The 26,102-nt window shown below is 70.7% G+C and carries 20 protein-coding genes and 2 tRNA genes; 16 read left to right on the top strand and 6 right to left on the bottom strand.

Annotated elements, in window-relative coordinates; genetic code table 11:
- Window positions 1-23: 23 nt before the first annotated feature.
- The 4 genes from H074_RS26700 to H074_RS26685 all read left to right on the top strand — a co-directional run bounded on the left by H074_RS26700 (window position 24) and on the right by H074_RS26685 (window position 4,019).
- Window positions 24-1,907 carry a serine/threonine-protein kinase gene (locus H074_RS26700; protein WP_007033189.1) on the top strand — a complete coding sequence of 628 codons (1,884 nt, stop codon included), beginning with the start codon at window positions 24-26 and terminating at the stop codon, window positions 1,905-1,907.
- A 9-nt stretch (window positions 1,908-1,916) separates the two neighbouring features.
- Complete coding sequence (locus H074_RS26695; RefSeq protein ID WP_007033188.1) at window positions 1,917-3,758, top strand: serine/threonine-protein kinase; 1,842 nt, start codon at window positions 1,917-1,919, stop codon at window positions 3,756-3,758.
- 79 nt (window positions 3,759-3,837) lie between these two features.
- A tRNA-Val gene (locus H074_RS26690) sits at window positions 3,838-3,912 on the top strand.
- A 35-nt stretch (window positions 3,913-3,947) separates the two neighbouring features.
- Window positions 3,948-4,019: transfer RNA gene (locus H074_RS26685), tRNA-Val, on the top strand.
- A 157-nt stretch (window positions 4,020-4,176) separates the two neighbouring features.
- On the opposite strand, the gene H074_RS26680 is transcribed toward H074_RS26685, so the two are convergent.
- A complete protein-coding gene (locus H074_RS26680) occupies window positions 4,177-4,761 on the bottom strand; it encodes a TetR/AcrR family transcriptional regulator (RefSeq protein WP_007033187.1) in 585 nt (194 codons plus the stop codon).
- Between the two features lie 118 nt (window positions 4,762-4,879).
- Here H074_RS26680 and H074_RS26675 point away from each other — a divergent pair, with 118 nt between their 5' ends.
- Window positions 4,880-5,269: a VOC family protein gene (locus tag H074_RS26675; protein ID WP_235096892.1), complete on the top strand. Its 390-nt coding sequence runs from the start codon at window positions 4,880-4,882 to the stop codon at window positions 5,267-5,269.
- On the opposite strand, the gene H074_RS26670 is transcribed toward H074_RS26675, so the two are convergent.
- From H074_RS26670 to H074_RS26655, 4 genes are read right to left on the bottom strand one after another with little or no spacing between them, the layout of a single operon-like run.
- Window positions 5,244-6,734: an MFS transporter gene (locus H074_RS26670; protein ID WP_007033185.1), complete on the bottom strand. Its 1,491-nt coding sequence runs from the start codon at window positions 6,732-6,734 to the stop codon at window positions 5,244-5,246. The two genes, H074_RS26675 and H074_RS26670, sit on opposite strands and share 26 nt — an antisense overlap.
- On the bottom strand, window positions 6,731-10,933 hold the full coding sequence (locus tag H074_RS26665; protein ID WP_007033184.1) for a type I polyketide synthase: 4,203 nt from the start codon (window positions 10,931-10,933) through the stop codon (window positions 6,731-6,733). The genes H074_RS26670 and H074_RS26665 overlap by 4 nt, the downstream gene beginning before the upstream one ends.
- Window positions 10,930-12,675: a fatty acyl-AMP ligase gene (locus H074_RS26660; protein WP_007033183.1), complete on the bottom strand. Its 1,746-nt coding sequence runs from the start codon at window positions 12,673-12,675 to the stop codon at window positions 10,930-10,932. The genes H074_RS26665 and H074_RS26660 overlap by 4 nt, the downstream gene beginning before the upstream one ends.
- Before the next feature lie 54 nt (window positions 12,676-12,729).
- Window positions 12,730-13,389 carry a hypothetical protein gene (locus H074_RS26655; RefSeq protein ID WP_007033182.1) on the bottom strand — a complete coding sequence of 220 codons (660 nt, stop codon included), beginning with the start codon at window positions 13,387-13,389 and terminating at the stop codon, window positions 12,730-12,732.
- Between the two features lie 448 nt (window positions 13,390-13,837).
- On the opposite strand from H074_RS26655, the gene H074_RS26650 reads away from it, so the two are divergent.
- The 8 genes from H074_RS26650 to H074_RS26615 all read left to right on the top strand — a co-directional run bounded on the left by H074_RS26650 (window position 13,838) and on the right by H074_RS26615 (window position 22,607).
- Window positions 13,838-14,884: an alpha/beta hydrolase gene (locus H074_RS26650; RefSeq protein WP_007033181.1), complete on the top strand. Its 1,047-nt coding sequence runs from the start codon at window positions 13,838-13,840 to the stop codon at window positions 14,882-14,884.
- Window positions 14,881-15,714: an SDR family NAD(P)-dependent oxidoreductase gene (locus H074_RS26645; protein WP_039923505.1), complete on the top strand. Its 834-nt coding sequence runs from the start codon at window positions 14,881-14,883 to the stop codon at window positions 15,712-15,714. The genes H074_RS26650 and H074_RS26645 overlap by 4 nt, the downstream gene beginning before the upstream one ends.
- On the top strand, window positions 15,711-16,940 hold the full coding sequence (locus H074_RS26640; RefSeq protein ID WP_007033179.1) for a glycosyltransferase: 1,230 nt from the start codon (window positions 15,711-15,713) through the stop codon (window positions 16,938-16,940). The genes H074_RS26645 and H074_RS26640 overlap by 4 nt, the downstream gene beginning before the upstream one ends.
- A 366-nt stretch (window positions 16,941-17,306) precedes the next feature.
- Window positions 17,307-18,110, top strand: a complete 804-nt coding sequence (locus H074_RS26635; protein ID WP_007033178.1) for an LLM class flavin-dependent oxidoreductase — start codon at window positions 17,307-17,309, stop codon at window positions 18,108-18,110.
- A gap of 159 nt (window positions 18,111-18,269) precedes the next feature.
- Window positions 18,270-19,253 carry a TerC/Alx family metal homeostasis membrane protein gene (locus H074_RS26630; protein ID WP_007033177.1) on the top strand — a complete coding sequence of 328 codons (984 nt, stop codon included), beginning with the start codon at window positions 18,270-18,272 and terminating at the stop codon, window positions 19,251-19,253.
- 173 nt (window positions 19,254-19,426) lie between these two features.
- Entirely contained in the window at window positions 19,427-20,653 is a 1,227-nt protein-coding gene (locus tag H074_RS26625) for a PP2C family protein-serine/threonine phosphatase (RefSeq protein ID WP_039923444.1), read from the top strand.
- Window positions 20,650-22,173 (top strand): sensor histidine kinase, encoded by a 1,524-nt coding sequence (locus H074_RS26620; RefSeq protein ID WP_007033175.1) that lies wholly within the window; start codon window positions 20,650-20,652, stop codon window positions 22,171-22,173. The genes H074_RS26625 and H074_RS26620 overlap by 4 nt, the downstream gene beginning before the upstream one ends.
- Window positions 22,170-22,607 (top strand): response regulator, encoded by a 438-nt coding sequence (locus tag H074_RS26615; protein ID WP_007033174.1) that lies wholly within the window; start codon window positions 22,170-22,172, stop codon window positions 22,605-22,607. The genes H074_RS26620 and H074_RS26615 overlap by 4 nt, the downstream gene beginning before the upstream one ends.
- A 2-nt stretch (window positions 22,608-22,609) precedes the next feature.
- Here H074_RS26615 and H074_RS26610 read toward each other — a convergent pair whose 3' ends face one another.
- Complete coding sequence (locus H074_RS26610) at window positions 22,610-22,912, bottom strand: hypothetical protein (RefSeq protein WP_007033173.1); 303 nt, start codon at window positions 22,910-22,912, stop codon at window positions 22,610-22,612.
- Between the two features lie 40 nt (window positions 22,913-22,952).
- Here H074_RS26610 and H074_RS26605 point away from each other — a divergent pair, with 40 nt between their 5' ends.
- From H074_RS26605 to H074_RS26595, 3 genes are all read left to right on the top strand, one after another.
- Window positions 22,953-23,432 carry a hypothetical protein gene (locus tag H074_RS26605; protein WP_007033172.1) on the top strand — a complete coding sequence of 160 codons (480 nt, stop codon included), beginning with the start codon at window positions 22,953-22,955 and terminating at the stop codon, window positions 23,430-23,432.
- Window positions 23,433-23,603: 171 nt separating this feature from the next.
- The gene (locus tag H074_RS26600) at window positions 23,604-24,392 is read left to right on the top strand and encodes a hypothetical protein (RefSeq protein ID WP_007033171.1); all 789 of its coding nucleotides are present in this window, start codon (window positions 23,604-23,606) and stop codon (window positions 24,390-24,392) included.
- Window positions 24,389-26,068 (top strand): serine/threonine-protein kinase, encoded by a 1,680-nt coding sequence (locus tag H074_RS26595; RefSeq protein WP_007033170.1) that lies wholly within the window; start codon window positions 24,389-24,391, stop codon window positions 26,066-26,068. Before H074_RS26600 ends, H074_RS26595 begins: the two co-directional genes overlap by 4 nt.
- The last annotated feature ends 34 nt before the right edge of the window (window positions 26,069-26,102 follow it).

The following is a 26,102-nucleotide window of genomic DNA, read 5'->3' as shown; positions in this document are numbered from 1 at the left end:
TCGCCCCGGACAAGGGGGCCTTCGTGAAGCCGTTGAACACCGGCGAACCCACCGGCGTGGGGCGTTACCGGGTGTTCGCCGCGCTCGGCGAGGGCGGGATGGGCCGGGTGCTGCTCGGGATCTCCTCCGACGGGCGCCTGGTCGCGATCAAGCAGGTCCATCCGGGCTTCGCGCACGACCCCGGCTTCCGCGAGCGGTTCCGACGGGAGGTCGAAACCTCCCGCCTGGTGTCCGGCGCGTACACCGCACCGGTCATGGACGCCGATCCGAACGCGCCGACACCGTGGCTGGCCTCGGTGTTCGTGCCGGGACCGGCGCTGTCCGAGGCGGTCTCCGCCGGTGGGCCGCTGCCTCCGACGGCGGTCCGTCATCTCGCCGCGGGGCTCGCGCTGGCGCTGGGGGACATCCACCGTGCCGGGCTGATCCACCGCGACCTGAAACCCGGCAACGTCATTCTCACCGGTGACGGTCCCCGGGTGATCGACTTCGGTATCGCGCGCGCCGTCGAAGGCGACTCCGAACTCACGCACACCGGCGCCGTCATCGGTTCGCCCGGGTTCATGTCCCCGGAACAAGCCGAGGGCAAGCCGCTGACCCCGGCGAGCGACATGTTCTCGTTCGGCGTGCTGCTGGTGATGGCCGCGACCGGGTCGAGTCCCTTCACCGGGACGTCCACTCCGCACACCCTGTACAACGTCGTGCACGGCCGGCCCGACCTGCGGCAGCTGGCGCCGGAACTCCGTCAGATCGTCGAACCGTGCCTGGCGAAGAATCCGGCGGACCGGCCGTCCCCGGCCTGGGTGCTGGAGCGGCTGGGCCCGATCCCGCCGACGACCGGCCCGTGGCCGCCGGTGGTGGCGCACCTCATCGAGACGCAACAGGCCGAGGTCCGGCGGCTGCTGAACCCGCTGCCCCCGAAGCGATCCCGGCGTGGCCTGTACGCGGGACTCGCCGCGGCCGCCGTCGTGCTGCTCGTCGGTGGCGTCGTCGCGGCGGTCTCCCTGTCCGGGGACGATCCGCCTCCGGCCGCCGTCGCACCGAGTTCGCCGCCGCAACCGGACAAACCGGTCGCAACTCCGGTCAACCAGGATCCGCTCGGCCCGGACAACCTTCGCCGGGTCGACCTGTGCAAGGTCCTGGCAGGACGCGACGTTCCCGGGTTCGGAAAGCTGAGCACGAAGATCGACCTCCAGTTCGATTCGTGCACGTACTCTTCGCCCGCCGGCAAGTGGCTGGAGCTGGCGGTCGGTGGCGGCCTGATCGACGGTGAAGCGGGCGGTGAGCTGGAAGGGCTTCCGTCGCGCATCAAGGGCTCCGACGATTCGTGCGCGGTCGCCGTCCCGGTCTCCGGTCTGCCGAACACCGAACTCAGCGCCGACGTGAACTCGATGTCCACAAAGGACGAGGCGTGTTCGGTGGTGAAGGCCGCGCTCGCCGACGCGGTTGAACGGATCCGCGCCGGAGGCCACGAACGCGACCTCCCGGCCGGGACCTTGGCGCCGCTGGACCCGTGCGCGCTGGTGGGCCCCGCGACCACGGATCGGCTGATCGGCCCGGTCGTCGAAACGATCCGCGAACATCTGCACCAGTGCCGGTACGACGCGGCGGGCAGTGTCCGGCTGAGCCTCGTCCGGGCATACCCACCGTCCCAGTCGAAGGATTCGTACTACACGGGGACCGCCACCCTGGAGCTCGGCGGCGCCAAGGTGTACCTGGCGAAGAAGGACGACGGCGTCGCCCGCTCCAGCTGTTCGCTGACCTGGCAGCACCGGTCCGTCAGCGACCGCGACGGGGAGAACGTCGAGCTGACCGTGGGGACCAGTGGTACGAAGATGACCGCCGACGAAGCCTGCGAGAAGGCGAAGGGCTTCGCCGGGGCGCTGCTGCTCGAACTTCCGAAACCCTAGGGCTGATCAGTGAAACCCTTGAACCCCGGCGAACCCCGGCAGATCGGCCCGTACCGGATCATCGCCGAACTCGGTGAAGGCGGGATGGGCCGCGTCGTGCTCGGCCTCGCCCCGGACGGCAGGCTCGTCGCGGTGAAGCAACTGCACGCCCAGTTCGCGCACGATCCACGCTTCCGGGAACGGTTCCGCCGTGAGGTCGCCACGTCGCGGCTGGTCTCCGGCGCCTACACGGCCGCGGTCATGGACGCCGACGCGGAAGCGGAAACCCCGTGGCTCGCCTCGGTCTTCGTCACCGGGCCCTCCTTGAAGGAGGCCGTGGACGCCGCCGGGCCGCTGCCCGCCGAGTCGGTGCGGCTGCTGGCGTCCGGGCTCGCCGCGGCGCTGACCGAGATCCACCGCGCCGGATTGATCCACCGGGATCTCAAACCCAGCAACATCATTCTGACGAGTGATGGCCCCAGGGTGATCGACTTCGGTATCGCACGGGTGGCGGAGGACGCGCAGGACCTCACCGGGACGGGCGCGATCATCGGATCGCCCGCGTTCATGTCTCCGGAACAGGCGGGCAGCGGGCGGATCACCGGCGCGAGCGACGTGTTCTCCCTCGGCGCGATCCTCGTCATGGCCGCGACCGGACGCGGCCCGTTCACCGGCCCGACCGCGCCGCAGACACTGTATAACGTCGTGCACGCCGCAGCGGATTTCGGTGACGTCCCGGACGAGATCCGGCGGCTCGCCGAGCCCTGCCTGGCCAAGGACCCCGTGCGACGGCCCACGCCGGAACAGATCCTGGATTTCCTCGGCCCCGTGCCGCCGGGTGCGGCGCCCTGGCCGCCCGCCGTGCATGCCCGGATCCAGCGGCAGGACGCCGAAGTGCGCTCGGTGCTGGCCCTGCCGCTGCCGATCTGGCGCCCGCCGCCCAAGAAGATGGCGCCACGGACGAAGAAGATCCTGTTCGGCTCGCTCGCGGCGGTCGTCCTGCTCGTCGTCGCCGGGATGGTCGCGCTCGGTCTCGCCATCGCCGAGCACGCCAAGCCCGAGGCCCCCGGGACGACGTCGCTGTCGGCGACCGAGGCGCTCGGCCTGGAACGCCTGCGCCTGGTGGATCCGTGCAAGGTGCTCGCCGGCCGGTTCGTGCCGGAGTTCGGCACCCTGAAGCCGGAAACCGGTCCGATCTACCCGGCCCGCTGCAACTACACCGGTCTCAAGGGCGTCACCTTCGACCTCCGGCTCGGGGAAGGCGTGACCGCGAGCAGTCTCGAGCGGACCGAGCGCACCGCCGAAGGACTTCCGTTGCTGCGCAGCACGATCAGCGGCGGCTGCGATTCGGTCGCCCAGCTGCCGGCGGACCGGCGGCTCGGCATCGTCGTCTCCCATCCGGGCCGGGACGGCGATCCCTGCAAGGCCGCCGACGACATGCTGACCGCCGCGCTCACCCGGCTGCGCACGCACGACGTCGACCGTGACGGCGATCCGGCGAGCATCCTGCCGCTCGACCCGTGCGCGATCGCCGATCCGGCGGTGCTCGGCAGGACCATGCCCAACGCGCAGCCGGCTCCGCGGACATTGCGGATCTGCGAGTGGGTGGGCGGCGGGGACACGCTGACCGTCGAACTGCAGCGAGGCGCCTATGCGCCGGAGGGTTCGCCGGTCGACCTCGGCGGCGTCACCGGTGACATGCGGGAGTTCGGCGGCTCGAATTGCGCCGTCACCTGGCGGCACCGTCCGCTGCCGGACCGCGAGGCCGAACACGTCGCCGTCCGGCTGCTGGCGCGCGAGGGGAGTGGAAGCCCGTGTGAGCGGGCGAAGGAGATCGCGGTCTCGGTCGCTTCGCGGCTGCCGAAACCCTGAGCTTCGCGGATAGGGAACCCCTGTGACGGCCCGGGAAACGGGGTCCGCTAAGCTATCGCCAGTACGAACAACACAACACGCGCGTTTAGCTCAGCGGGAGAGCGCTTCCCTGACACGGAAGAGGTCACTGGTTCAATCCCAGTATCGCGCACCAGGTTCGCTTCCCCGGTGGACCGAAGTTCGTACCACGGGCGATTAGCTCAGGGGGAGAGCGCTTCGTTCACACCGAAGAGGTCACTGGTTCGATCCCAGTATCGCCCACCGCAGTAAAGGCCCCACCCGACAAGGTGGGGCCTTTTCGCGTTGTGCCCGAACACGTGACTCGCGTGCTTGAAGACGGAACTCGCGTGATTGGACGCCGAACTCGATGATCCGGCCCCAATCACGCGAGTTCCGTCTCTGAGCACGCGAGTTCGGCTTAGCGGAGCGCTTCGATCATCGGTGTCAGGGTGTCCATGGTCGCGGCGAGGTCGGCCTTCGGGTCGGGGGAGTGGGCGAGCCAGACGGCGGCCTCGTTCATCGCACCGGAAAGCAGGCGTACCAACGGTTCGACGGGCCGCTTCGCCAGGGCGCCCTCGGTCATCAGCCCGGTCAGCGCTTCGGCGAGGTGCCGGGCGGAGGACTCCGCGTCCAGTTCGCGCCAGTCCTGCCAGCCGACCACCGACGGGCCGTCCAGCAGCATGATCTGCTGGGTCTCCGGATCGGTCGCCGCGGCGAGGAACGCGCGGCAGCCGGCCAGCAGCCCCGCCCATGAATCCGGCGCGGCGTCCGCGGCCCGCGCGATCTGCTCGCCGACGTCGTGCTGCACGACGCCGAGCACATGCCGGAACAGCTCCGCCTTGCTGCTGAAGTGGTGGTAGAGCGCGCCTTTGCTCACGCCCGCGGTCTGCGCGATGGTCTCCAGGCCGACCTTGCCGTACCCGTGCTCGGCGAACAGCCGCCGGGCGGTGGCGGTCAACGCTTCCATCGTCTCTTCGCGCTGCTGCTGCTTCGTGCGGGCCATGTCCGGAATCTTGACATACCGACCGTCGGTTGGCTAACTTTCAAAAAACAAACCGACGGTCGGTATTATTCACGAGCAAGGTGGCATCATGCGTCTGACCAGCTTTTATCCTGTTCTCATGACCGAGAAGATCGCCGAGACCCGGGACTTCTACTGCGGTCACTTCGGCTTCGAGCTCACGTTCGAGGCCGACTGGTACGTCAGCCTCGAACGCGGCGAGTGGGAGCTCGCGATCCTCGCCCCCGGGCACGACACCATTCCCGGCGGGGCAGGCAAACCCGTGCAGGGACTGTTGCTGAACTTCGAGGTCGAGGACGTCGACGCCGAGCACCGGCGGCTGGTCGAAGAGGCGGGGCTGCCCGAGGTGCTTTCCCTGCGCAGCGAGGAGTTCGGGCAGCGGCACTTCATCGTCACCGACCCCAACGGCGTCCTGATCGACGTGATCCAGGAGATCCCGCCGACGGGGGAGTTCGCCGAGCGGTTCACCGACGAGGCGCGCCCGCGCTGACGAGGACGGCCACCAGGAACAGTCCACAAGCGACGGCCGCCGACACCTGCAGTCCTGTGGTGCAGGCGGCTTTCGCGGCGTCGAGCACTTCGGCGGCGAGCCCGGAAGGCAACCCCGAGGCGGCCGTCTCCGCCTGAGCCGGTCCCGACAAGGCGAGCAGCCGCGCCGGTTCGGGCACTGCGGCGGGCACGGTCAGGTGTCCCGCGTACACCGCGGCCGCCAGAGAGCCGAACACTGTCGTTCCGAAGCCCGCACCGAGTTCGTAGCCCGTCTTCTCCACCGCCGCGGCGCCGCCGGCCTGGTCCGCCGAGGTCGCCGAAAGGAGGGTGTCGGTGCTCGAGGTGAGCGCGAGCGCCATCCCCAGCCCCAGTCCGGTCAGCCCGGCACCCAGCAGCACCGGCGATGTCAGCGCGGCCGATCCCGCCGCCGGGACCAGCAACGACACCGCCGCCACTGCGAACCCGGCCGTGCGGACCCGCGCGTTGCCGAAGCGCCCCAGCAGCGATGGGGTCACGACACTGCCGACGGCCGACGCGCCCAGCACCAGGAGCAGCCTGCCCGCCGCCGCCGTCGGTGAGAGCCCGAGCACCACCTGCAGGTACTGGGCGAACAACAGGCCGAGCCCGACGAGTGTGCTCATCACCAGCAGCACCCCGCCCACCGCGGCCCGCACTCCCGGCCGCCGGAACAGGGCGAGGTCCAGCAGCGGCGGATCGGTCCGGCGCTGGCGGCGCAGGAACAGTCCGATGAGGACGCATCCGGTCAAGCCCGAGGCGACGGCCGTGGTCCAGGAGCCCGGATGCCCGACGGCGAAAGCGATCCCCAGGACGCCGCCCGCGGCGAGGGCGGCGCTGAGCGCGTCCCACGGCCGCTGTCCCGGCGGAGTGCGGGGGAGCCACCGCAGCGCCAGCACCACCGCCGCGAGGATCACCGGCGGATTCAGCAGGAACGTGGCCCGCCAGCCCCACGCCTCGACGAGCACTCCGCCGAGGATCGGCCCGAACACCGACCCGGTGCCCGCGATCCCGCTGCACACCGCGATCGCCGTGCGACGGTGCCGCTGCTCCGGGAACAGTTCGCGGAGCAGCGACATCGTCACCGGCATGATCATCGCGCCGCCGCAGCCGAGCAGCGCGCGGCAGCCCAGCAGCACCGGCACGTTCGGCGCGAACGCGCAGCCGAGCGACGCGATCCCGAACACGACGTACCCGGCGACCAGTACGCGCCGCCGCCCGTACCGGTCGCCGAGGGTGCCGAACGGCAGCAGCAACGGCGCGGCGGTCAGCGGGTAGATCGCCACGATCCACACCTGTGCAGCCGCGCCCGGTCGCAGTTGCCGGACGAGGTCGGGCAACGCGACGTGCAACACGGTCGCGTCGACCGCCACGAGGAAGAGCCCGGCGCCGAGTACCGCCAGCAGCGGCCAGGCGCGGTCGACCGCTCGCTCGGCCCGGGCCGTGGTCACAGGAGTCCCGCCAGATGCCTCGCCACGACATCGACGTGGGGCGGGTCGACCACCGACAGGTGATGTGCCTCGACCGGCACGATCTCCAGCCCCGGGCACAACTCCGCCCAGCCTGCCGCGAGATCCGTGCGCGAATACCGGGGTTCCATCGCCAGTCCGGCCGCGTAGTGCCCGGTCGCCCGGTAGAGAACGACCCGTCCGTCGTAGCGGCGAGGCGTACCGCGTTCGGCCGCCAGGGTGTCCAAAAAGGACTGGCGCTGGTGCCGGAGTACACCGGGACTGAGCAAGCCCGCTTCGGCGACTCGCCGCATGGTCAGCTCGATCTGCTCCTCTTCGGGGAGCGGAGCCAGTTCCTCATGGCCGAGTCGTACTTCGCGGCCATAGGTTCCCTCGACGTATCCGGTGAACCGCAGGAACCGCCGGGCGGACGACGCCCTCGGATCGAGATCCGGCTCCGGGAGGGGGAGCATGGTGTCGATCAGCGCGACGAACTCGACCTCTTCGCCTTCTTCGGCGAGCCGTGCGGCGACGCCGTAGGCCAGCGCCCCGCCGAACGACCAGCCCGCCAGCCGGTACGGCCGGTCGCGACGCTGTGCCCGCACCAGCGGCAGGAGGTGTTCGACGCGCTCCTCGATGCCGACCCCGGGAACGCGTTCGAACCCCACGCACGGCACCCCTGGCGGCAGCCGGTCCAGCAGCGGCCGGTACACGGTGCAGGTACTTCCGCCCGGGTGGAACAGCAGCAGCGGCGCGACCCCGGCCTCGCCGGGAGCGAGGACGTGGACCGGCCCCCGCTCCTCCCGCGTGTCGAGGACGGCGCGAGCGACGTCGGCGATGGCCGCGAGCGAGTCGTGCCGTCGGAGTTCCGAAGCGTCGACAGGCGTGTCGAGCTCGGTGCTGAGCCCCTCGGCGAGCAGTTCGGCCAGCCGGTCCGGTGTGCCGGTCTCGGTCAGCCGGACCTGCGTGCCGGTCGCTTCGGCGCCGGTGTGCTCCTGCCACAGGCGCAGCACCAGGCGGTCCGCCGCGTCCCAGGCGCGACCGCGGGACGGCAGTGGTTCCTCGTTCTCGCGGGGTGTGAGATCGCGGCCGAGATCGGCGAGGGTGGCGCCCCGGAGCACGCTGACGGCGTCGGGTTCGGTGCCGAACTCCCGGCGGACGGCGTCGGAGATCCGGTTCGCCATCAGGGAATCCAGCCCGAGCTCCACCAGCGGGAGGTCGGCGTCGAGGCGATCGGGACGCAGTCCCATGACGGCGGCGACGATCTCGGTCAGCCGGTCACCACCGTCGCTCCGCACGGGTTCCGGTCCCGCTGTGGGTGCGGCGAACGACGGCGGCTCCTCGGTGGTGGTGTACCAGTGCCGTTCGTGCCGCCACGGCATCGGCGGGACGTCGACCAGCCGCGCACCGTCGTCCGGATCGGCGGTGGTGATCCGGGTGCCCGCGCAGTACAGCTCGGCCGCGGCGGCGCCCAGCGCGCGGACCTCGTCCTGGCCCCGGCGCAGCGTTCCGGTGACGACGGCGTCGTGGATTCCCTCGGCTTCGAGCGTCCGCGTGACCGAACCCCGCAGGATCGGATGAGGCGATACCTCGAGGAAGACGCGGTGCCCGTCCTCGGCTGCGGCCGTCACGGCCTGCCGGAACCGCACCGGACGGCGCAGGTGCGCGGCCCAGTACCCGGCGTCGAAGTCCGGCAGCTCCCGCGGATCGGCCAGAACCGTGTCGTACCAAGGCACCGTCGGACGGCGGCCACCCAGTTCGGCGAGCGCCTCCCGGAGTTGGGGCAGGACGGGGTCGACGCGGGCGGAATGCCCGGCGACCTCGACCGGCAGCCGTCGCGCGGCCAGCCCCGCCGCTTCGAGTTCCGCGACCAGCAGGTCGAGCACGGTCGCGTCCCCGGCCACGGTCAGCTGCCCCGGCCCGGATTCGACGGCGAGTTCGATGTCCGGGTACAGAGCCAGTTCCTCCGGTGCGAGCTCCACCGCCGCCATCGCCCCGCCCGGGCCGATGGTGCCGAGCAGCCGGGCGCGCGTCGCGACCAGGTGGACGGCCTCGTCGGGGGTGAGTACGCCGCTCACGACTGCGGCGGCCGCGGAGCCGAGAGAGTGCCCGACGACGGCCGCCGGCCGGACCCCGAGCGCCTCCCACTGGGCGGCCAGCGCGATCTGCGTCCCGAAGATGGCCGTCTGGGTTTCGGGCAGGGACAGGGGAATCCCGCTGGTGAGCAGGGCGCGCAGTGAGCGGCCGGTGTGCTCGGTGAACAGGTCGTGGAGCTTGTCGACCTGCGCGGCGAACGCGGGTTCGGCGGCCAGCAGTCCTTGCCCCATGCCCGGCCACTGTGAGCCGTGACCGGAGAACACGAACACCGGGCCGTCGGTGTTCCGGGCGGTGCCGGTGACCGCGCCCGCGGGCAGCGGGTCGGCACCGGAACCGACGGCGCGCAGCAGCACCGCCAGTTCGGCGGTGTCCCCCGCCACGACGGCGGCGCGGTGCGGTCCGCCGTTGTCGCGCCGGGACAGTGTGTGGGTGACGTCGGCGAGGGAAAGCGACGGCGTGGCCGAGGATTCCAGCCAGTTCGCCAGCTGGGTCGCGCGTTCGGCGAGCCGGTCGCGGGTGCGGGCGGACAGCAGCCCGATCCGGACGTCCGCGCGATCCGGTGCCGGATCCAGTGCCGGGGCCTGTTCGAGGACGACGTGCGCGTTGGTCCCGCCGAAGCCGAACGCGGACACCCCCGCCGTGGCGCGGCCGGACCGGCGTGGCCACGGCGTCGGTTCGGTCACCACCTTCAGGCGCAGGTCGTCGAACGGGATGTGCGGGTTGGGCGCGTCGAAGTGCAGCTGTGGTGGCAGTTCGTCCCGGCTCATCGCGAGGACGACCTTGATCAGCCCGGCGATCCCCGCGGCCGCCTCGGCGTGCGCGATGTTCGTCTTCACCGAGCCGATCAGCAGCGGGGCGTCGGCCGGGCGGTCCTTGCCGAGTACGGCGCCGAGCGAGCGGGCCTCGATCGGGTCACCCAGCAACGTGCCGGTGCCGTGCGCCTCGACGTAGTCCACAGTGGACGGGTCCAGCCGGGCGCCGTGGTACGCCGTACGCAGCATGTCCTGCTGGGCGGCGGGGTTCGGCGCCGCCATGCCCTGTGACCGGCCGTCGGAGTTGACCGCGGTGGAGCGGATCACCGCCAGCACCCGGTCGCCGTCGTACTCGGCGTCCGCCAGCCTCTTGAGCACGACGACGCCGCACCCCTCGGCACGTGCGATCCCGTCGGCGTGCGCGGCGAACGTCTTGCACCGGCCGTCTCCGGCGAGGAGACCCGCGGCGGCGAACGCGGCCGTCGGTCCGGGCAGCAGCATGAGGTTCACCCCGCCCGCCAAGGCCAGATCCGCCTCGCCGTCGCGCAGCGCGCGCACCGCGTGGTGCACCGCGACCAGCGACGAGGAGCAGGCGGTGTCCACCGCCATGCTCGGCCCGCGCAGGTCGTAGACGTAGGAGAGCCGGTTGGCCGAGATGCTCCCGGCCGCTCCGGTGGCCGTCCACAGATCCACCCCGCCACCCGACATCGTGAGATGCCCGTAGTCGTGGGTCGAGATCCCGGTGAACACGCCTGTCCGGCTGCCGCGCAGGGAGGCCGGGGCGATCCCGGCGTGTTCCAGCGCCGCCCAGGCGACCTCCAGCAGCATCCGCTGCTGAGGGTCCATTGTGGACGCTTCACGCGGGGTGATGCCGAAGTGGTCCGCGTCGAAACCCGCGACGTCGTCGAGGAAGCCGCCGACGATCGGCGCCGCGCCGGCGTTCCACCGGCCCGGCGGCGCGGTCCGGACGGCGTCCCGTCCGCTGCGCAACAGCTCCCAGAACTCGTCGATGCCGTCCGCGCCCGGCCAGCGGCAGCCGAGGCCAACGACGGCGATCGGGTCGGTCCGGCGGCGGTCTGTGCTCGAAGGCTCCGATTCCGGTTCGGCGCCACCGGTGAGGGACCGGGCCAGATGGTCGATGGTCGGGCTTTCCCACAGCAGGGTGGCCGGGAGCGGGGTGCCGAGCAGGTCTTCGAGATCGGCGGCGATACCGACGGCCTGGCGGGAGGACAGGCCGTAGTCGCTGAGCGGGCGGTCGGCTTCGAGCCGGGCCGCGTCGACGCCGGTGTGCCCGGCGACGGTGTCGAGCAGCCAGCGACGCAGCGCGGGGGTGTCGAACGAAGAGTTTCTCATCGCACCAAGGCCTTTCCGTAATCACCGGCGAGGTAACGGTCGCGGCAGGCGCTCCGCGCGATCTTGCCGCTGGAGGTCCGCGGGACCAGGCCGGCCGGGACGAGCACGACGTCGCGCAGCGCGAGGCCGTGCGCGTCGGAAACGAGCCGCCGGATCACCACGGCGAGCGCCCGCTCGTCGTCCGTGGTCAGCGCGGTGTGACCGCGGTGCTCGGCGACGACGACCGCGGCTTCGGTGTCGGTGCCTTCGACGGCGAACGCGGCGACACTGCCAGGTCGGATGTCGCGGTCGGCCGAGGCCGCCGTGGCTTCGACGTCCTGCGGGTAGTGGTTACGGCCGTCGACGATGAGCAGGTCCTTGATCCGGCCCGCGATGTAGACCTCGCCGTCGTGCCGGACGCCGAGGTCGCCGGTGCGCAGCCAGGGCCCGGCCGGTAGTCCCTCGTGATCGCCGGTCAGCCGGGCGCCGAAGGTTTCGGTGCGCTCCAACGGTTTCCGCCAGTAGCCTGTGCCGATGTTGGGCCCATGGACCCAGATCTCGCCGACCGAACCGTCCTCCAGCGCGACACCGGTTTCCGGATCGACCAGTGCGACGTGCTGACCCACCGGGACACCGCAGGCGACCAGCCGGAGACCGTCGTCCGCCCGCCGTGCCGTTCCCTCGCCCAGCGCGGCACGGTCGAACGTGGTGACGCGCGGGGGAACGCCGGGACCGGTGGTGACGAAGACGGTCGCTTCGGCCAGCCCGTACGCGGGCCGGGTCTTGTCCGGGGTGTACCCGACCTCGGCGAAGGTGGCGTGGAATCGGTCGAGTACGCCGGGGTTGATCGGCTCCGCGCCGTTGACGATCGCGGCGACGCGGTCGAGACGGAGTTTGGCGCGGTCTTCCGCGCGTACTCGGCTCGCCGCGTAGTGGAACGCGAAATTCGGGGCGGCGCTCCAGCTCCCGTTGTGGTCGCCGAGCAACTCCAGCCAGCGCACCGGCCGTTCGATGAAGGCCAGCGGATCCATCAGCACCGACCGCATGCCCATCGCCAGCGGCGTGATCAGGCCGAGGACGAGACCCATGTCGTGGAACAGCGGCAGCCACGACACAGTGGTCCCCGCCGCCGGGTCGATGCCGAGTCCGCGTACCGCCTGGCTGACGTTGGCCAGCACGTTCGTGTGAGTCAGGACCACTCCCGCCGGGCTGCGGGTCGAGCCTGAGGTGTACTGCAGGTACGCCACATCGTCCGGCGCCGCGGCCGGGGCGGGCCACGAGCGAACCGGCCCTTCGGCCGGCTTGTCGGCCGCGACGACGGCGACGCGCTCGCCACCGGGCAGACCGGCCAGGAACTCGCGGACCGCGTCCTCGGCCGCGGCCGAGGTGACCACCGCGGTGGGGGAGCAGTCGGTCAGCACCGCGGCGAGCCGTCCGGCGTGCCCGGGCAGCCCGGGGTCGAACAGCGGCACGGCGATCGCGCCCGCGGTGATCGCGCCGAGGAAGGCGACGACGTAATCGGCGCTCTGCGGGCACAGCACCGCCACCCGGTCACCGGGCTGGACGGGCAACGCGCCCGCGACGGCGTCGACGCGCTCCTGGAGCTGTTTCCAGGTCAGCGTCCGCCGCCGTCCGGCGCGATCGGTCGCGAAGTCGGCGAAGGTCAGCGCGGGCCGGTCGCCGTCGACGTCCGCCCAATGCCGAAGGCAGGCGGGGAGGGTGGGGCCGGCCGTGGCCGGCAGGTTTTCGGGGGCCAGGGACATGGCGTCTCCTCAGTGTTCGGTGGTGAACCCGGTTCGGCGGGGTGGTGCGGGGATTCAGCGGCCGAGCGGGCCGGCGGCGTGCCGCCAGGCGGCGACGGCCAGGGCGTCGAGATCGAGGCCGGTCGTTCCGGCGTCACGAAGCACGACCAAGACGTCGTCGGCGGCGATGGCGACGGTGCGCAGACGCAGTCCCGGCAGCTCGGGGGGCTGCCCGGGTAACGTCAGGAGTTGTTCGTAGGAAAGGGTTTTCGCGCCCGGAACGGCGGGAGCCGGGTGGACGGTGACGGTCGACACCGCGGTACCGGCCGCGTCGTCGACCGTCACCTTCGAGCACCGCCCGGCCTGCGCGGCCCATGCCGCCAGATCGGGCGGGTTCGTCATGCGTGCGACCAGTTCGGACACCTGGCCGCCGGGCACCGCGGACTGGAAACCCTGGCCGGTGGCGCCGGTGCCGACCAGCCTGCCGTGGACGACGTCCGCACAGCCCCCGATGTTGATCCGGCTCTCTTCTCGGTCCGAAGTGGACAAGGCGGAGGCCAGGTCGAAACCGTCGCGCGCGGACGCGTGCGGGACGGTTTCGGGCGGCAGCAGGGCGGCGGGCGGAACAGCGGGGGAAGGCGGTGCCGCGACCGCCTGAATCGATTCTCCGGGGGTTCCGGAAATAGTCGCTACCGCGGCGGCGGAGACGACGAGAGCACGAATTCGGGCAGCCATGAATAGCCCTTTCGGAAGGGTCCTGGGGAGATCGTGGTCCCTTCGGTGGGACGCGGGCGCCGGGGTCGCGTCAGGGGACGCCGAACCGGGGCGGCACGACGAAGGCTACGACGGGAAATCGAATACCGGAAGGTGTCAAGAGAACGTAAATGTCCTTCGTGTACAGGGTGTGACCTGCGAGGTCCAGGATTTTCGCTGGTGCGCGAGTCGGTTCTGGTACCCCCGTGCCACAGTTGCTCACGGTGCGTGAGTGCCGGGTCACCCTGCTGGGGGAGGCCGCTGCATTTCTTGTTTCCCTGGCATTCATATTGTCCTCCCGGATTGTGGGCAGGACAATTGCCTGGAAGGGGTTCTTCCGCTTAATGTGTCGGCACCTCTGGCTTTCTTTCTCGGGTAATCGCCGTCACATTTTCGAATTCTGTCGAACGGCCGGGACAAAGGATTACGTATGCGCGATACTTCGAGGCGGCTACGGGCCGTCGCGTCGTTGGTGGCCGCCATCTGCTTGCTGCCGAGCGTCGCCGTGGCCCCGGCGCGGGCCGCGAGCGGAGTCCGGGACGTCCGCGCCGACGACGGCTCGCACGTCGTCGCCCAGACCACTGTGGACGGTGACCCGCGGATGCTGGACCTCACCGTGCGCTCGGCCGGCGTCGGGAGCTACGCGATGGTCCGGCTGATCCTGCCGTCGGAGTGGGACGCCGAACCGGACCGGAAGTGGCCGGCGGTGTACCTGCTCGCCGGGGAGACACGGCTGCAGGACTATCGCGGCTGGACCGCCAACACCGACATCCGGAAACTCGCCGACGACTCCGGCGCCTTGGTGGTGATGCCGGGCTCCGGTTCCGCGGGGTTCTTTTCCGACTGGTGGAATTACGGCAAGGACGTCGTGCTCAACCAATGGGAGACGTTCACCGCGGTCGAGATCCCGCAGTTGATCGATCGCGGCTATCGCGGCGACGGACGGCGGGTGGCGGCGGGTCTCTCACTCGGCGGATACGGTGCGGTGGAACTCGCCGCACGGCGGCCGGGGGTGTTCCGGTTCGCCGGGTCGTTCAGCGGCAATCTCAACCCCACCGGCCCGTACGGTGAGCTGCTGACCAGCGCGATCGTCGCCTCGGCGCGGCAAGATCCCGAAGCGCTCTGGGGTGACCGGCGGCGCGAGGCGTCCCGCTGGGACGCGCACGATCCGCTGGTGAACGCCGACCGTCTTCGCGGCACCGAGCTGTACCTGTCCACCGGCAACGGCCTGCCGGGGCCGTTCGACGGAAAGCTCCCGATCGACGTGCTGCCCGGCGCGATGCTGCTCGAATTCCTCTGCTCCGGCCAGACCACCGCGATGGCGGACCGGCTGAACCGGCTCGGCGTCCCGGTCATGACGGATTTCTACGGGCCGGGCACGCACCACTGGGCGTACTGGCAGGACCAGTTGCACAAGACGTGGCCGCGGATGCTGCGGGCGCTCTCCGCGCCGGTGAAGCCGGGGGAGGCGTCGTGACCCGTCCGTCCTTTGTGGTCACCGGGGCTTCGAGCGGGATCGGCCGGGCCTGCGTGACCGAACTCGTCCGGCGGGATGCCCACGTCTGGGCCAGTGTGCGCACCGACGCGGATGAAACCGAACTCGCCCGCACCTACGGCGACGCGGTCACCGTGCTGCGGATGGATCTCCGGGATCCGGCGTCGATCGCGGCGTGCGGCGAGAAGGTCGCGGCGGCAGGTCCGCTGCGCGGTCTGGTGAACAACGCCGGGATGGCCCGGCCGGGACCGCTGGAACACGTCCCGCTCGAAGATTTCCGGCAGCAGCTGGAGGTCAACGTCACCGGTCAGCTGGCCGTCACGCAGGCGATGTTGCCCGCGCTGCGCGCCGCGCCCGCCGCCAGGGTGGTGACGGTCGGGTCGATGGGTGGCCGGATCGCCGGGCCCATGGTCGGGCCGTATCACACGTCGAAGTTCGCCTTGGTCGGCTTGACCGACAGCCTGCGCGCCGAACTGGCCCCGTCCGGGATCGGGGTCGTCCTCGTGGAGCCCGGCGCTGTCGCCACCTCGATCTGGCCGCGCGCCCGCGCCGCCGCCGAAGAAGTGCGTGCCGCCCTGCCGGAAGTCGCGCGGGAAAGGTATGCGGCGCAACTGGAAGAGGCCGAACGCGGCGCGGAGCGTTCCGCGCGGAACGGTGTGCCGCCCGAACGGGCCGCGCGGGTCGTGGTCCACGCGTTGACCGCCCGGCGGGTCGCGCCGAGGTACCTGGTCGGCAGGGACGCGCACATCGCGGCTGTGCTGGCGAATCTGCCGTTCCGACTCCGCTACCGGTTGACGGCGGCGAAGCGGTGACGCGGCTCGTCGTGATCGTCGCTCCGGGGTCGCGGGGCGACGTCCAGCCGTGCATCGCCTTGGGGCGTGGGCTCGACGGCGATCGGGTGCGAGTGCTGGCTGCCGAGCGGTTCCGGACCTTGGTGACCGGGCACGGCCTGGATTTCGCGCCGCTCTCGGCCGATCCCGGTGAGATCCTCGGTTCGGACGGTGGACGCGAGTGGACCGAGGGAGGGCGCACGCCCGTGACCTTCCTGCGCGGGCTGCGCGGTGCGCTGGCCCCGGTGATGGAGCGCCTGCTGGCCGACGTCCACCGGGGAGCGGCGGGAGCGGACCTCGTACTCGCCCCGACGCTCGGGTTCCTCGGCGCACACCTGGGCGCTTCGCTCGGCGTCCCCGACGTCGAACTGCACTACCAGCCCAGCGTTCCGACGGGGGCTTTCGCGCATCCGCTGTTGCCGTGGGCGGCCAAGGCCGGGCCGTGTGGCAGGCGGCTGAGCTTTCGCGCCGTCGACACCGTCGCGTGGCAGGTGCTGCGGCCGGAGGTGGACCGGTGGCGCGAGCGGTCACTCGGCTTGCCCGCGGCTGGTCTACGCGGGCCCCGGCGGACGGAAACCCCGGTACTGTGCGGTTTTTCCGACGCGGTGGTGCCGCGGCCGAAGGATTGGCCCACGAGGGTCCATGTCACCGGGTACTGGTTCCTCGAGGCACCCGCCGCATGGCGACCGGACCCGCGTCTGCGGGACTTTCTCGCGTCCGGACCGCCTCCCGTGTACGTCGGTTTCGGCAGCATGCGGCCGTCGGAGGCGGAGCGGACGTTCGCGGCCGTCCGCACGGCGTTGCGCCGGGTGGGGTCGCGCGGCCTGCTCGGCACCGATGCCGTGTCCGACGACGACGATCTGCTGGCGATCGGGGATGTCCCGCACGCGTGGCTTTTCCCGCGTACCGCGGCGGTGGTGCACCACGGTGGCGCGGGCACGACCGCGGCCGCGTTGCGCGCGGGCGTCCCGGCGCTCGTCTGCCCTGTCTTCTCCGACCAGCCCTATTGGGGCGACCGGGTTTTCCGGCTCGGCGCCGGGCCGCGCCCGCTGCCGCTCCGGGAGCTCACTGCGGACTCGCTGACCGCGCGGCTGCTGGAGCTGTCCGGCAACCTCCTGTTCCGCCGCGGCGCGCACTACGTCGCCGGGCGGCTGCGTGAGGAGGACGGGGTGGCGCGCGCCAGGAAGGTGCTGCGGGAGGTGGGCTAGTGCTGCTCCTGCGGAGGGCGGGCGGGTTGCGGTGCTCGTGACGTGTCCGTGAAGGCCTCCTTGAGGGACTCTGGGTCCCTCAAGGAGGCCTTCACGGACACGGCGATCGCCACGTTCGCCCCACATGCACAAGCAGTCACAGCGGCCGCGCGTGAAGGCCCCTTCACGCGGCTCAGCCGAGGAAACCCGACCTAAACGCCTGGTCGAGTACATGAAGGCCCCCTTCCTAGCGCTAGGCGCGAGAAAGGGGGCCTTCGTATACCTCAGGCGAGCGAGGGCGCTGGGACCGAGTCGACCAGGTCGTCATGAGTGGTAAGGACGGTTCTAACGCGTCTTACCACTCACGAGCCACGTACGGTCGCACGCATGACTCTGCGCTCAGCACTCTGGCTGCCGATCTTCGACGAACTGGCCGATCCGGTGATCATCGCGCGCCTCGCCGCAGAAGCCGAGGAAGCGGGCTGGCACGGCCTGTTCGTCTGGGACCACGTCCGCTGGCACGAGCCGGTCCGAGCGATCGCCGATCCGTGGATCACCCTCGCCGCCGTCGCGTCCGCCACCGAAAACCTCGCCTTCGGTCCGATGGTCACGCCGGCGGCCCGCCGCCGTCCGGTCAAGCTCGCCCGCGAGACGGCCACCTTGGACCGGTTGAGCGGCGGAAGGCTGATCCTCGGCGCGGGGCTCGGCAGTGACCGCTTCGGCGGGGAGTTCTCGAAGACCGGCGATGAAGTGGACGACCGCAAGCGCGGCGAGATGCTGGACGAGTCGCTTGAGATCCTCACGGCCGCCTGGTCCGGCGAGCCCGTGCGGCACCACGGCGTGCACTACACGGTCGACGACATCACCTTCCTGCCCCGGCCGAAGCGTCCGATCCCCGTTTGGCTGGCGGGTTTTCCGGGGAAGACGAAGCCGATGCGCAGGGCCGCACGGTACGACGGGTTCTTCCCGGTGCATCTGCCGCACGCGGACGAGTTCGCCGAGGTGGTCGAGACGATCACCGCGTTGCGTGAAGACGACAAGGCGCCGTACGACTTCGCCATCGGCGTCCCCGCGGGGACGGATCTCGCACCGTACGCACGGGCGGGGGCGACCTGGTGGATGGCCGAATTCCCGTGGGACGACCTGTCCGTCGACGCGGTGCGCGGCGTGCTGCGGGAGGGTCCGGCCTGACCCCGACTTTAATAACTCTTTACCAAGTGCGATACTGGACCGACGAGGGGAGTACTTCCCAAGGGTCTGCCCGGTCAGTACGGACACTCCGCAAGTGTCCCCGGGAGGCCGCCCCGCAGGGGTGAAGGAGACCTCGAACTTCGAGTTCGAGGAGGCTCCATGCCCGAGTCCGTGGCAACCGTGGGATCGCCGGGGTTGTGGGCGATCAGCATCGCCGTCCTGCTGGCGCTGCTCGTCGCCGATTTCGTCGTGACTCGTCGCCCTCACGAGGTGTCGATGCGGGAGGCCGCCGGCTGGTCGGTCTTCTACCTCGCCCTCCCGGCGGTGTTCGGGCTCTGGCTGTGGCTCGAGTTCGGTGGCGGCCAGGCGCTCGAGTTCATGACGGGTTTCGTCGTCGAGAAGTCCCTGTCGGTCGACAACCTGTTCGTCTTCATGCTGCTGCTGGCGGCCTTCGCGGTCCCGCCGGCCGTACAGCAACGTGTGCTGCTGTACGGCATCGTGGGCGCGCTGGTCCTTCGCGGCGTGTTCATCGCGGCCGGCGCCGCGATGCTGTCGGCGGGAACCTGGGCGTTCCTGGTGTTCGGCGTGATCCTGTTGGCCTCGGCGGTCAAGATCCTGCGTGAGGCCATGTCCGACGGTCAGAACGAGATGGACCTTTCGCGGCTGCGGTCGGTCCGGTTGCTGCGCAGGCTGATGCCGGTCACGGACGACTATCGCGGCACCCGGCTGACGGTGCGTGAACACGGGCGCCGCGCGCTCACCCCGCTGGCGGTCGTGGTCGTCGCGGTGTTCGCCACCGACGTGGTGTTCGCGGTCGATTCGGTGCCCGCCGTCTACGGAATCACCGAAGACCCGTACCTCGTGTTCGCCACCAACGCCTTCGCCCTGATGGGCTTGCGCGCCCTGTATTTCGTGCTCCATTCGGCGCTGGAGAAGCTGGTCCATCTGAACCACGGCCTCGCGATCATCCTCGCCTTCATCGGGGTGAAGCTGGTCCTGCACTGGGCACATGGGATCTGGCCGTCGGTGCCGCAGGTTCCGACCCCGATCTCGCTGGGCGTGATCGTCGCCGTCCTCGTCACGGTTTCGTTCACCAGCCTGTACGCGCGTCGCCGTGAAGCCGCCCGGACGGCACAGGAGTGAGCGATGATCACCGGACTCGCCGGCGGCCGCGCGGTCCCTGACCATGGGAAACCTGGCGTGTCGGGTGTCCGGACCGACGGCATGTCCGGTACTGCCGGTACGCTCCCGGTGGTTGAGAAGACAGCCGTCTTCTGTTCGCGCGCCGGAAATCCGGTGAGGAAAGGTGGCTGTCCGTGTCGAACGCCGTGCGTCACGGCGAGCAATCCCCACCCCGTAGGCCTTCGTCGCAGCCGGCTCGTTTGCATGTTCTGCTGATCGAGGACGACGACGGTGACGCGCTCCTGGTCGAAGAAATGCTCGCGGACGCCGCCGAGAGCCTGGAACGGGTCTTGCTCGAAAGGGCGACCACACTCGAACAGGTCCTCGCGCGGCCGATCACGGCCGACTGCGTGCTCCTGGATCTCCAGCTTCCGGACGCGACCGGGCTGACCGGCCTGACCAGGCTGCGGCAGCACGCGCCGTCGACCGCGGTGATCGTCCTGACCGGTCGCGAGGACGAGGCGCTCGGAGTGGCCGCGCTGGGTGCCGGTGCCCAGGATTACCTGGTCAAACAGCATGTCGACGGCCGGCTTCTGGCGCGGACCCTGCGTTACTCCTGGGAACGCAGCCGCGCCGAACGCGTCGAGCAGCAACTGCTGCAGCATCAGTTGCTGGCCAGGGAGAACGCGCGTCTCGAACGCGGCCTGCTGCCGACCCCGCTGGTGACCGATCCCAGGCTCGGACTCGCGGTGAGATACCGGCCCGGGCGGAACGGGGCCTTGCTGGGCGGCGACTTCTACGACGCCGTCGAACTCCCCGATGGCACCCTGCAGCTGGTCATCGGGGACGTGTGCGGGCACGGGCCGGACGAGGCGGCGCTCGGTGTCGCGCTGCGGATCGCGTGGCGTTCGGTCGTGCTCGCCGGGCTGCCGATGGCGGGAACACTGGCGATGGTGGAGAAAATGCTGCAGCACGAGGCTTTGGGCCCGCTGTTCGCCACCGTCTGCATGATCACGGTCGCCCCGGACCGCCGCTCGCTGAGGATGGCGCTGGCCGGTCATCCGCAGCCGCTTTTGGTCGACGACTCGGGCGGCAGGCTGCTGTCCAGGGAGAAACTCGGTCCGCCTCTCGGCGTCGCGCCGGGTGTGGGCTGGCAGGAGCTGACGGTGCCGATGGGGCCGCGATGGTCACTGCTGCTGTACACCGACGGCCTTTTCGAAGGACGCGTCGAGGGCAGCGGCGAACGGGTCGGGCTCGAACGGATGGCCGCCGCTGCGCTGAGCAGCCTGAACGCCGAGAACGGCTCCGCCGCGGCACTCGATCACCTGATCAGCGAGATGGACGTCCTGCACGGCGGGCCGCTGGACGACGACGTCGCGCTGGCGCTGCTCACGTTCGATTCCGGGGAGCCGTCGCGATGAAGCCCGTTTGGTCGATCAGCCGCTGGGCCGCGTTGTCCGGGGTGATCGCCGGCCTGCTGCTCGGCGGCGCGATCGTGGCCGGTGCGCTGGCCTTGACGAACCTCACCGATTCGCGCGCCAGGCTGCTGGACGTCACCGGCCCGCAGGTGCTGCAGTCCACCTCCCTCTCGACGGCGATGCTGAACCAGGAGACCGGTGTACGCGGCTACATCCTGGCCGGGCGTCCCGAGTTCCTGGAGCCGTACCGTGACGGATTGAGGGCGCAGGACGCGGCCGTCGCCGAGTTGCGGCGGCTCGGCGCCGCGCCCGGTACCGCGATCGGGGGCGATCTGGATCGGGTGCTGAGCACCGCCGCGACCTGGCGCAGGACGGTCATCGAACCCGTGCTCGCCGGCGCTTCCGCCACCGGCGCGCAGGTGGACGCGAGCAAACCGCTGTTCGACGAGGTCCGCGCGGCCCTGAGCGTGTTACACAACCGCCTGGAGGCCGAACGGCTGGACGCGCGGGAGGACCTGTCGTCCTCCGCCGACGTCCTGCGGGCGATGCTCATCGTGATCGCGGTCCTGCTCTGCGCCGCGCTGGCGCTGGTCTTCCTGGTCCTGCACCGGAAACTGATCAAACCGATCCATCAGCTCGCCGCCGAGGTCCGGGATGTCGCGCAGACCGGCATCCATCGCGAGGTCCGCGGCTCCGGTCCGAGCGAGATGCGCGAGCTCGCGTCCGATGTGGAGTCACTACGCTCGCGGATCCTCGACGAGGTCGAGCAGCTGGAGCGGGCGCAGGAACTGATCGTGACCCGGACCCGCGAGCTGGAGCGGTCGAACTCGGACCTGGAGCAGTTCGCCTACGTCGCCTCGCACGACCTGCAGGAGCCGCTGCGCAAGGTGGCCAGCTTCTGCCAGCTGCTGCAGAAGCGATACCAGGGAAAACTCGACGAACGCGGGGACCAGTACATCGGCTTCGCCGTCGACGGCGCGAAACGGATGCAGGCGCTGATCAACGATCTGCTCGCCTTCTCCCGCGTCGGTCGCCGCCCGGGGGAAAGTGTCCTGCTGGAGTCCGGTGACCTGCTGGACACCGCGCTGGGCAACCTCGAAGACACGATCGCCGAGTCCGGCGCCCGGATCACCCACGGCGAGCTTCCCGCCGTGCGGGGGGAGAAATCCCTTCTGACGGCGGTGTTCCAGAACCTCGTGGGCAACGCGATCAAGTTCCGGGGGGACGAGCCGCCGGAGATCGAGATCTCCGCGGAGCGGGACGGTGAGGACTGGCGTTTCTCCGTCACCGACAACGGGATCGGCATCAGCGAAGAGTACGCCGAGCGGATCTTCGTGATCTTCCAGCGGCTGCACGGCCGCGGTGACTATCCGGGTACGGGGATCGGCCTGGCCCTGTGCCGCAAGATCGTCGAGCACCACGGCGGGAAGGTCTGGCTGGACACCACCGTCGCGTCCGGGACCCGGTTCTGCTTCACCCTGCCCGCAGCCCAGAACTCCGACGAAGGAAACGAGCAAGCATGACCGACTCCCTGGAACCGATCCACATCCTGCTGGTCGAGGACGACCCCGGCGACGTCCTCATGACGCAGGAAGCCTTCGAGCACCACAAGATCCGCAACACCCTTTCGGTCGTCTCCGACGGCGAACAGGCCTTGCAGTTCCTGCGCCGGGAAGCGCCGTACGAGGACGCGGAACGTCCGGGGCTGATCCTGCTCGACCTGAACCTGCCCCGCAAGGACGGCCGCGAGGTGCTCAGCGAGGTCAAGGCGTCCCCGGAGCTGCGCACCATCCCGGTCGTCGTGCTCACCACGTCCGAAGCCGAAGAGGACATCCTCCGCAGCTACGACCTGCACGCCAACGCCTATGTCACGAAGCCGGTCGACTTCGACCGGTTCATCGACGTGGTGCGCCAGATCGACAACTTCTTCGTCACCGTGGTGAAGCTTCCGCGCTGACCTCAGGGGAAACGGATCACGGTGATCCCGGCCAGTACGAAGAACACCAGCACCACCAGGGTGCCGCTGTGCCCGCCGGACGAACTGGTCACGACCTGGTCGACGGCGCCGGTCAACCGCACGCCGCAGTCCGCGACGACGGTGTGCCTGCCCGCCTCGATCCGCGTGAACTCGACGGCCGCGGTGAAGGCTCCGGTGCCGTCGGCGTAGGCGCTGCCGACGCGGTCGCCGTCCGACGTCAGCGTGACGCGCTCGCCGGGCAGGCATCCCTTGCCGGTCGCGGACAGCGCGTCGCCGGGCTGCACACTCGCCCGGTCGAGGATCAGGTCGTTCGGAGCCGGCGGGGTGCTGCTCGACGTGGGGACGTCCGTCGAGGGCGGGGGAGTGTCCGTTGTGGACGGTGAGGCCGTCGTCGTGGGCGGCGTCGTCGTGGTGACCGGGGTGGTCGGAGTGCTCGTCGTTCTCGGCCTGGTCGGGGTGGTCGAGGTGGTCGAGGTGGTCACCGGGACGGACGGCTTCGTCGTCGGTGGCACCTTCGTCGTCGAGGGCGCCGTGGTCACGGTCCCGGTCACCTGGAAGTTCGCGCTCCCGGTCAGCGGTCCGCCGGTCCGCGCGTTCGTGCAGGTGCCCGCGACCGTGTGGCCACCGGGTGTCGCGTTGCCCGGCACCGTCGCCCCCACCTGCCCACTGGGCGCGCTGACCGAGGTGATGGCCGCTCCGTCCCACGTGAAAGAAATCGGTCCTTTGCAAGGGGAGAAATTCCAGGAAATGGTGAAGGAACTCCCGGCGGGCCCGCTCGAAGGTTTCAAACCAACCGTGGACTGATAGGGGGACTGCTGCGCGTTTCCCGCTCCCACCTGGGAAAGCAGGAATAACAAGCCGGTCACGGTGCCGAATATCAGGCGAACCACGATACGCATTGGGACGTGCCTTTCCGGTAAGTGCTCGCTGTAGCATTCCGGACCAGTCGGATAACGTGAACAGGGGATGCGCAAAATGGGACGTGTCATCGCGGCAGGGGTTGCGTTGGGTCTGTGCGCGGTCCTCCTGGGCTCGCCACCGGCCACCGCGGACAGCGCGGGCAGCGGCAGGCTCGACCTGGCGGTCGCACTGGACGACCGGCCGATCACCAACGCCACGGTCATGATCGACCCGGCGAAGCAGATCGAACTCACCGTCACGGCGACCAACAGCGGCGGCACCGCGGTCAAGGTCCGCAGCGTGCGGGTGTCCGGTGTGGCGCTCGCCCTGACCTTCTTCGCCTACGACACCACGGCACCGTTCGAGGTGCCCGCGCACAGCCGGGTCACCAGGACCTTCGTGCTGGACATGGCCGACCTCTCCGGCCAGGCGATCGGGTTGCTCCCGTCGACGGTCGAACTGCTGGACGCGCGGCGCGGCACGCTCGGCGAGGCGGCCACGGTCGCCGACATCCGCGGGTCCTTCTGGTCCGTCTACGGCGCGTTCGGGCTCGCGATGCTCGTGCTCACCGTGCTGGCGTGGCTGACCGCCCTGCTCGCGCTCGCCCGCCATCGTCTTCCCGTCAACCGGTGGCGCCGCGGCCTGCGTTTCCTGCCCGCCGGATTCGGCACCGGGCTCGTCGCCGTCGTCTCGCTGTCGGTGCTGCGGCTCGTCCCGCCGGAGCCGGCGATCGAGATCCCGGTGGTCCTCGGCGCCGCCGTCATCGCGTTCCTGCTCGGCTATCTGACCCCGCATCCCGCGCCGGGGCCCGGCGGTGACGAGACGGTCCGCTTTCCCGACGCCACCAAGGAATTCAACCGATGAGCGCACCCGCCGAGGTCGTCGCCGCGCTGCCGCAGTACGAGATCGGGGCCGCGATCGGCCAGGGCGGGATGGGGGTCGTCTTCGCGGGCGTCCACCGTTCGCTGCGCCGCGACGTCGCCATCAAACAGCTGCCGTGGGACGTGCTGAACCACGCGGTGAGCAGTCAGCTCTTCGACCGTGAAGCGCGGGTGCTGGCCAGCCTCGACCACCCGCACATCGTGCCCGTGTACGACTACGTGCGCACCGGCCGCGAGCACCTGATGGTGATGGAACGCCTTGACGGCGGCACGGTGCACAGCCGCTTCCACAGCGGTGAAATCGGCGGGGAGCAGGCCTGCGCGATCGGGCTGGCGATGCTCGCCGGACTCCACGCGGCGCACGAAGCGGGCGTGCTGCATCTGGACGTCAAGCCGAAGAACCTGCTGTTCACCACGCAAGGCGTGATGAAGGTGGCCGACTTCGGCATCGCGAGGGTGATCAGCGAGGGCGCCACTCTCGTCACGCACGGCGGCGAGGTCCTCGGCACGCCCGCCTACATCGCGCCCGAGCAGGCGATGGGCAACGCGCTGAGCCCGGCGGCCGACGTCTACTCGGCGGGCACGGTGCTCTACGAACTGCTGTCCGGGAAGCTGCCGTTCGACAACACCCGCGGCGCGATCAGCATGATGCGCCAGCACATGTTCACCGATCCGCGCCCGATCGACGGCGTGCCGTCGCCGATCGCCGGGGTCGTCATGCGCAGCCTCTCGCGCGAACTCGACTCCCGGTATCGCGACGCGGAGACGTTCGCGGCCGACCTCGCCTCGGCCGCCACCGCCGTCCACGGGCCGGGCTGGCTCGAACGCTCCCGGGTGCCGGTCCGGCACCTCACCCCCAGGGTGATCTCCGCGATCGGTACGCCGGTGCCTGCCGGAGACGGCCCGACACGACCGGTCCGCCGTCCCACGCCGGATCCGACGCTGTCGGCGACCCGTGCGAGTTTCGGGCCCGAGCCCCGGCCAGGGGGCCGTCCCGGCGCGGTGCTCTGGTTCCGGCTGGCCGCGGCGGTCGCCGTGATCGCGCTCGTGGTGCTCACCCTGCTCACGCCGGAACGGCTGCCGCACGAGGCCACGACGCTGAAGATCGACGGCGTCGTGGCCTCGTCGGCGCCCGTGGACCTCAGCAAGACATTCGCGGTGACGGGGGAGGGCAGCCCGAAACAGGTGACCCTCGCACTTTCGGCCGCCGGGATCCCGCTCGGTTCCGCGTCGGCGGTGCCGGAAGCCGAGGGCGACGGCTTCCGCGCCGACCTCCGGTTTCCCGGGCTCATCCGCTGGATCGCCGGCGGCGCCGTCACCGCGACCCTGACGGCCGACGGTGTCCCGCGGACCTTCACGGTCGTCACCCGGCAGCATCCGCTCGCGAGCGCGCTCGGCGCGGGCAGCCTGATTCTCGCCCTGTTCGCCTTGGCGTACCTGGAATCCGGGCTGCGGACCATCCGGAACGGCCACCGCTGGCGGGGCGCGCTCGCCGGCGGTCCGGTCCTCGGCCTGCTGTTCGGCGCGACGGTGTGGCTGTGCGTCTCGGTGCTGCGAGTGCACGAGCCCGCGGTTCTGTTCGGTGTCGGTTGCTCTGTCGCGGGTGCCGTGGCGACCGGCTTCGTGGTCGCGGCCGCCCGCGCCCGGCGCACGCGTTGAACCCCGGGGGCGGTCTTCGCGGACCGCCCCCGCT

It is taken from the genome of Amycolatopsis decaplanina DSM 44594, assembly GCF_000342005.1.
Lineage (GTDB): Bacteria > Actinomycetota > Actinomycetes > Mycobacteriales > Pseudonocardiaceae > Amycolatopsis > Amycolatopsis decaplanina.
This window is presented reverse-complemented; position numbering and strand designations above follow the sequence as displayed.

What these genes read in the sequence shown, in the direction of transcription:
- H074_RS26680 (WP_007033187.1), bottom strand. Translation starts at nt 4,761, where the DNA reads ATGGCCCGCACGAAGCAGCAGCAGCGCGAAGAGACGATGGAAGCGTTG.
- H074_RS26675 (WP_235096892.1), top strand. Translation starts at nt 4,880, where the DNA reads ATGACCGAGAAGATCGCCGAGACCCGGGACTTCTACTGCGGTCACTTC.
- H074_RS26665 (WP_007033184.1), bottom strand. Translation starts at nt 10,933, where the DNA reads ATGAGAAACTCTTCGTTCGACACCCCCGCGCTGCGTCGCTGGCTGCTC.
- H074_RS26660 (WP_007033183.1), bottom strand. Translation starts at nt 12,675, where the DNA reads ATGTCCCTGGCCCCCGAAAACCTGCCGGCCACGGCCGGCCCCACCCTC.
- H074_RS26655 (WP_007033182.1), bottom strand. Translation starts at nt 13,389, where the DNA reads ATGGCTGCCCGAATTCGTGCTCTCGTCGTCTCCGCCGCCGCGGTAGCG.
- H074_RS26650 (WP_007033181.1), top strand. Translation starts at nt 13,838, where the DNA reads ATGCGCGATACTTCGAGGCGGCTACGGGCCGTCGCGTCGTTGGTGGCC.
- H074_RS26635 (WP_007033178.1), top strand. Translation starts at nt 17,307, where the DNA reads ATGACTCTGCGCTCAGCACTCTGGCTGCCGATCTTCGACGAACTGGCC.
- H074_RS26630 (WP_007033177.1), top strand. Translation starts at nt 18,270, where the DNA reads ATGCCCGAGTCCGTGGCAACCGTGGGATCGCCGGGGTTGTGGGCGATC.
- H074_RS26620 (WP_007033175.1), top strand. Translation starts at nt 20,650, where the DNA reads ATGAAGCCCGTTTGGTCGATCAGCCGCTGGGCCGCGTTGTCCGGGGTG.
- H074_RS26615 (WP_007033174.1), top strand. Translation starts at nt 22,170, where the DNA reads ATGACCGACTCCCTGGAACCGATCCACATCCTGCTGGTCGAGGACGAC.
- H074_RS26600 (WP_007033171.1), top strand. Translation starts at nt 23,604, where the DNA reads ATGGGACGTGTCATCGCGGCAGGGGTTGCGTTGGGTCTGTGCGCGGTC.
- H074_RS26595 (WP_007033170.1), top strand. Translation starts at nt 24,389, where the DNA reads ATGAGCGCACCCGCCGAGGTCGTCGCCGCGCTGCCGCAGTACGAGATC.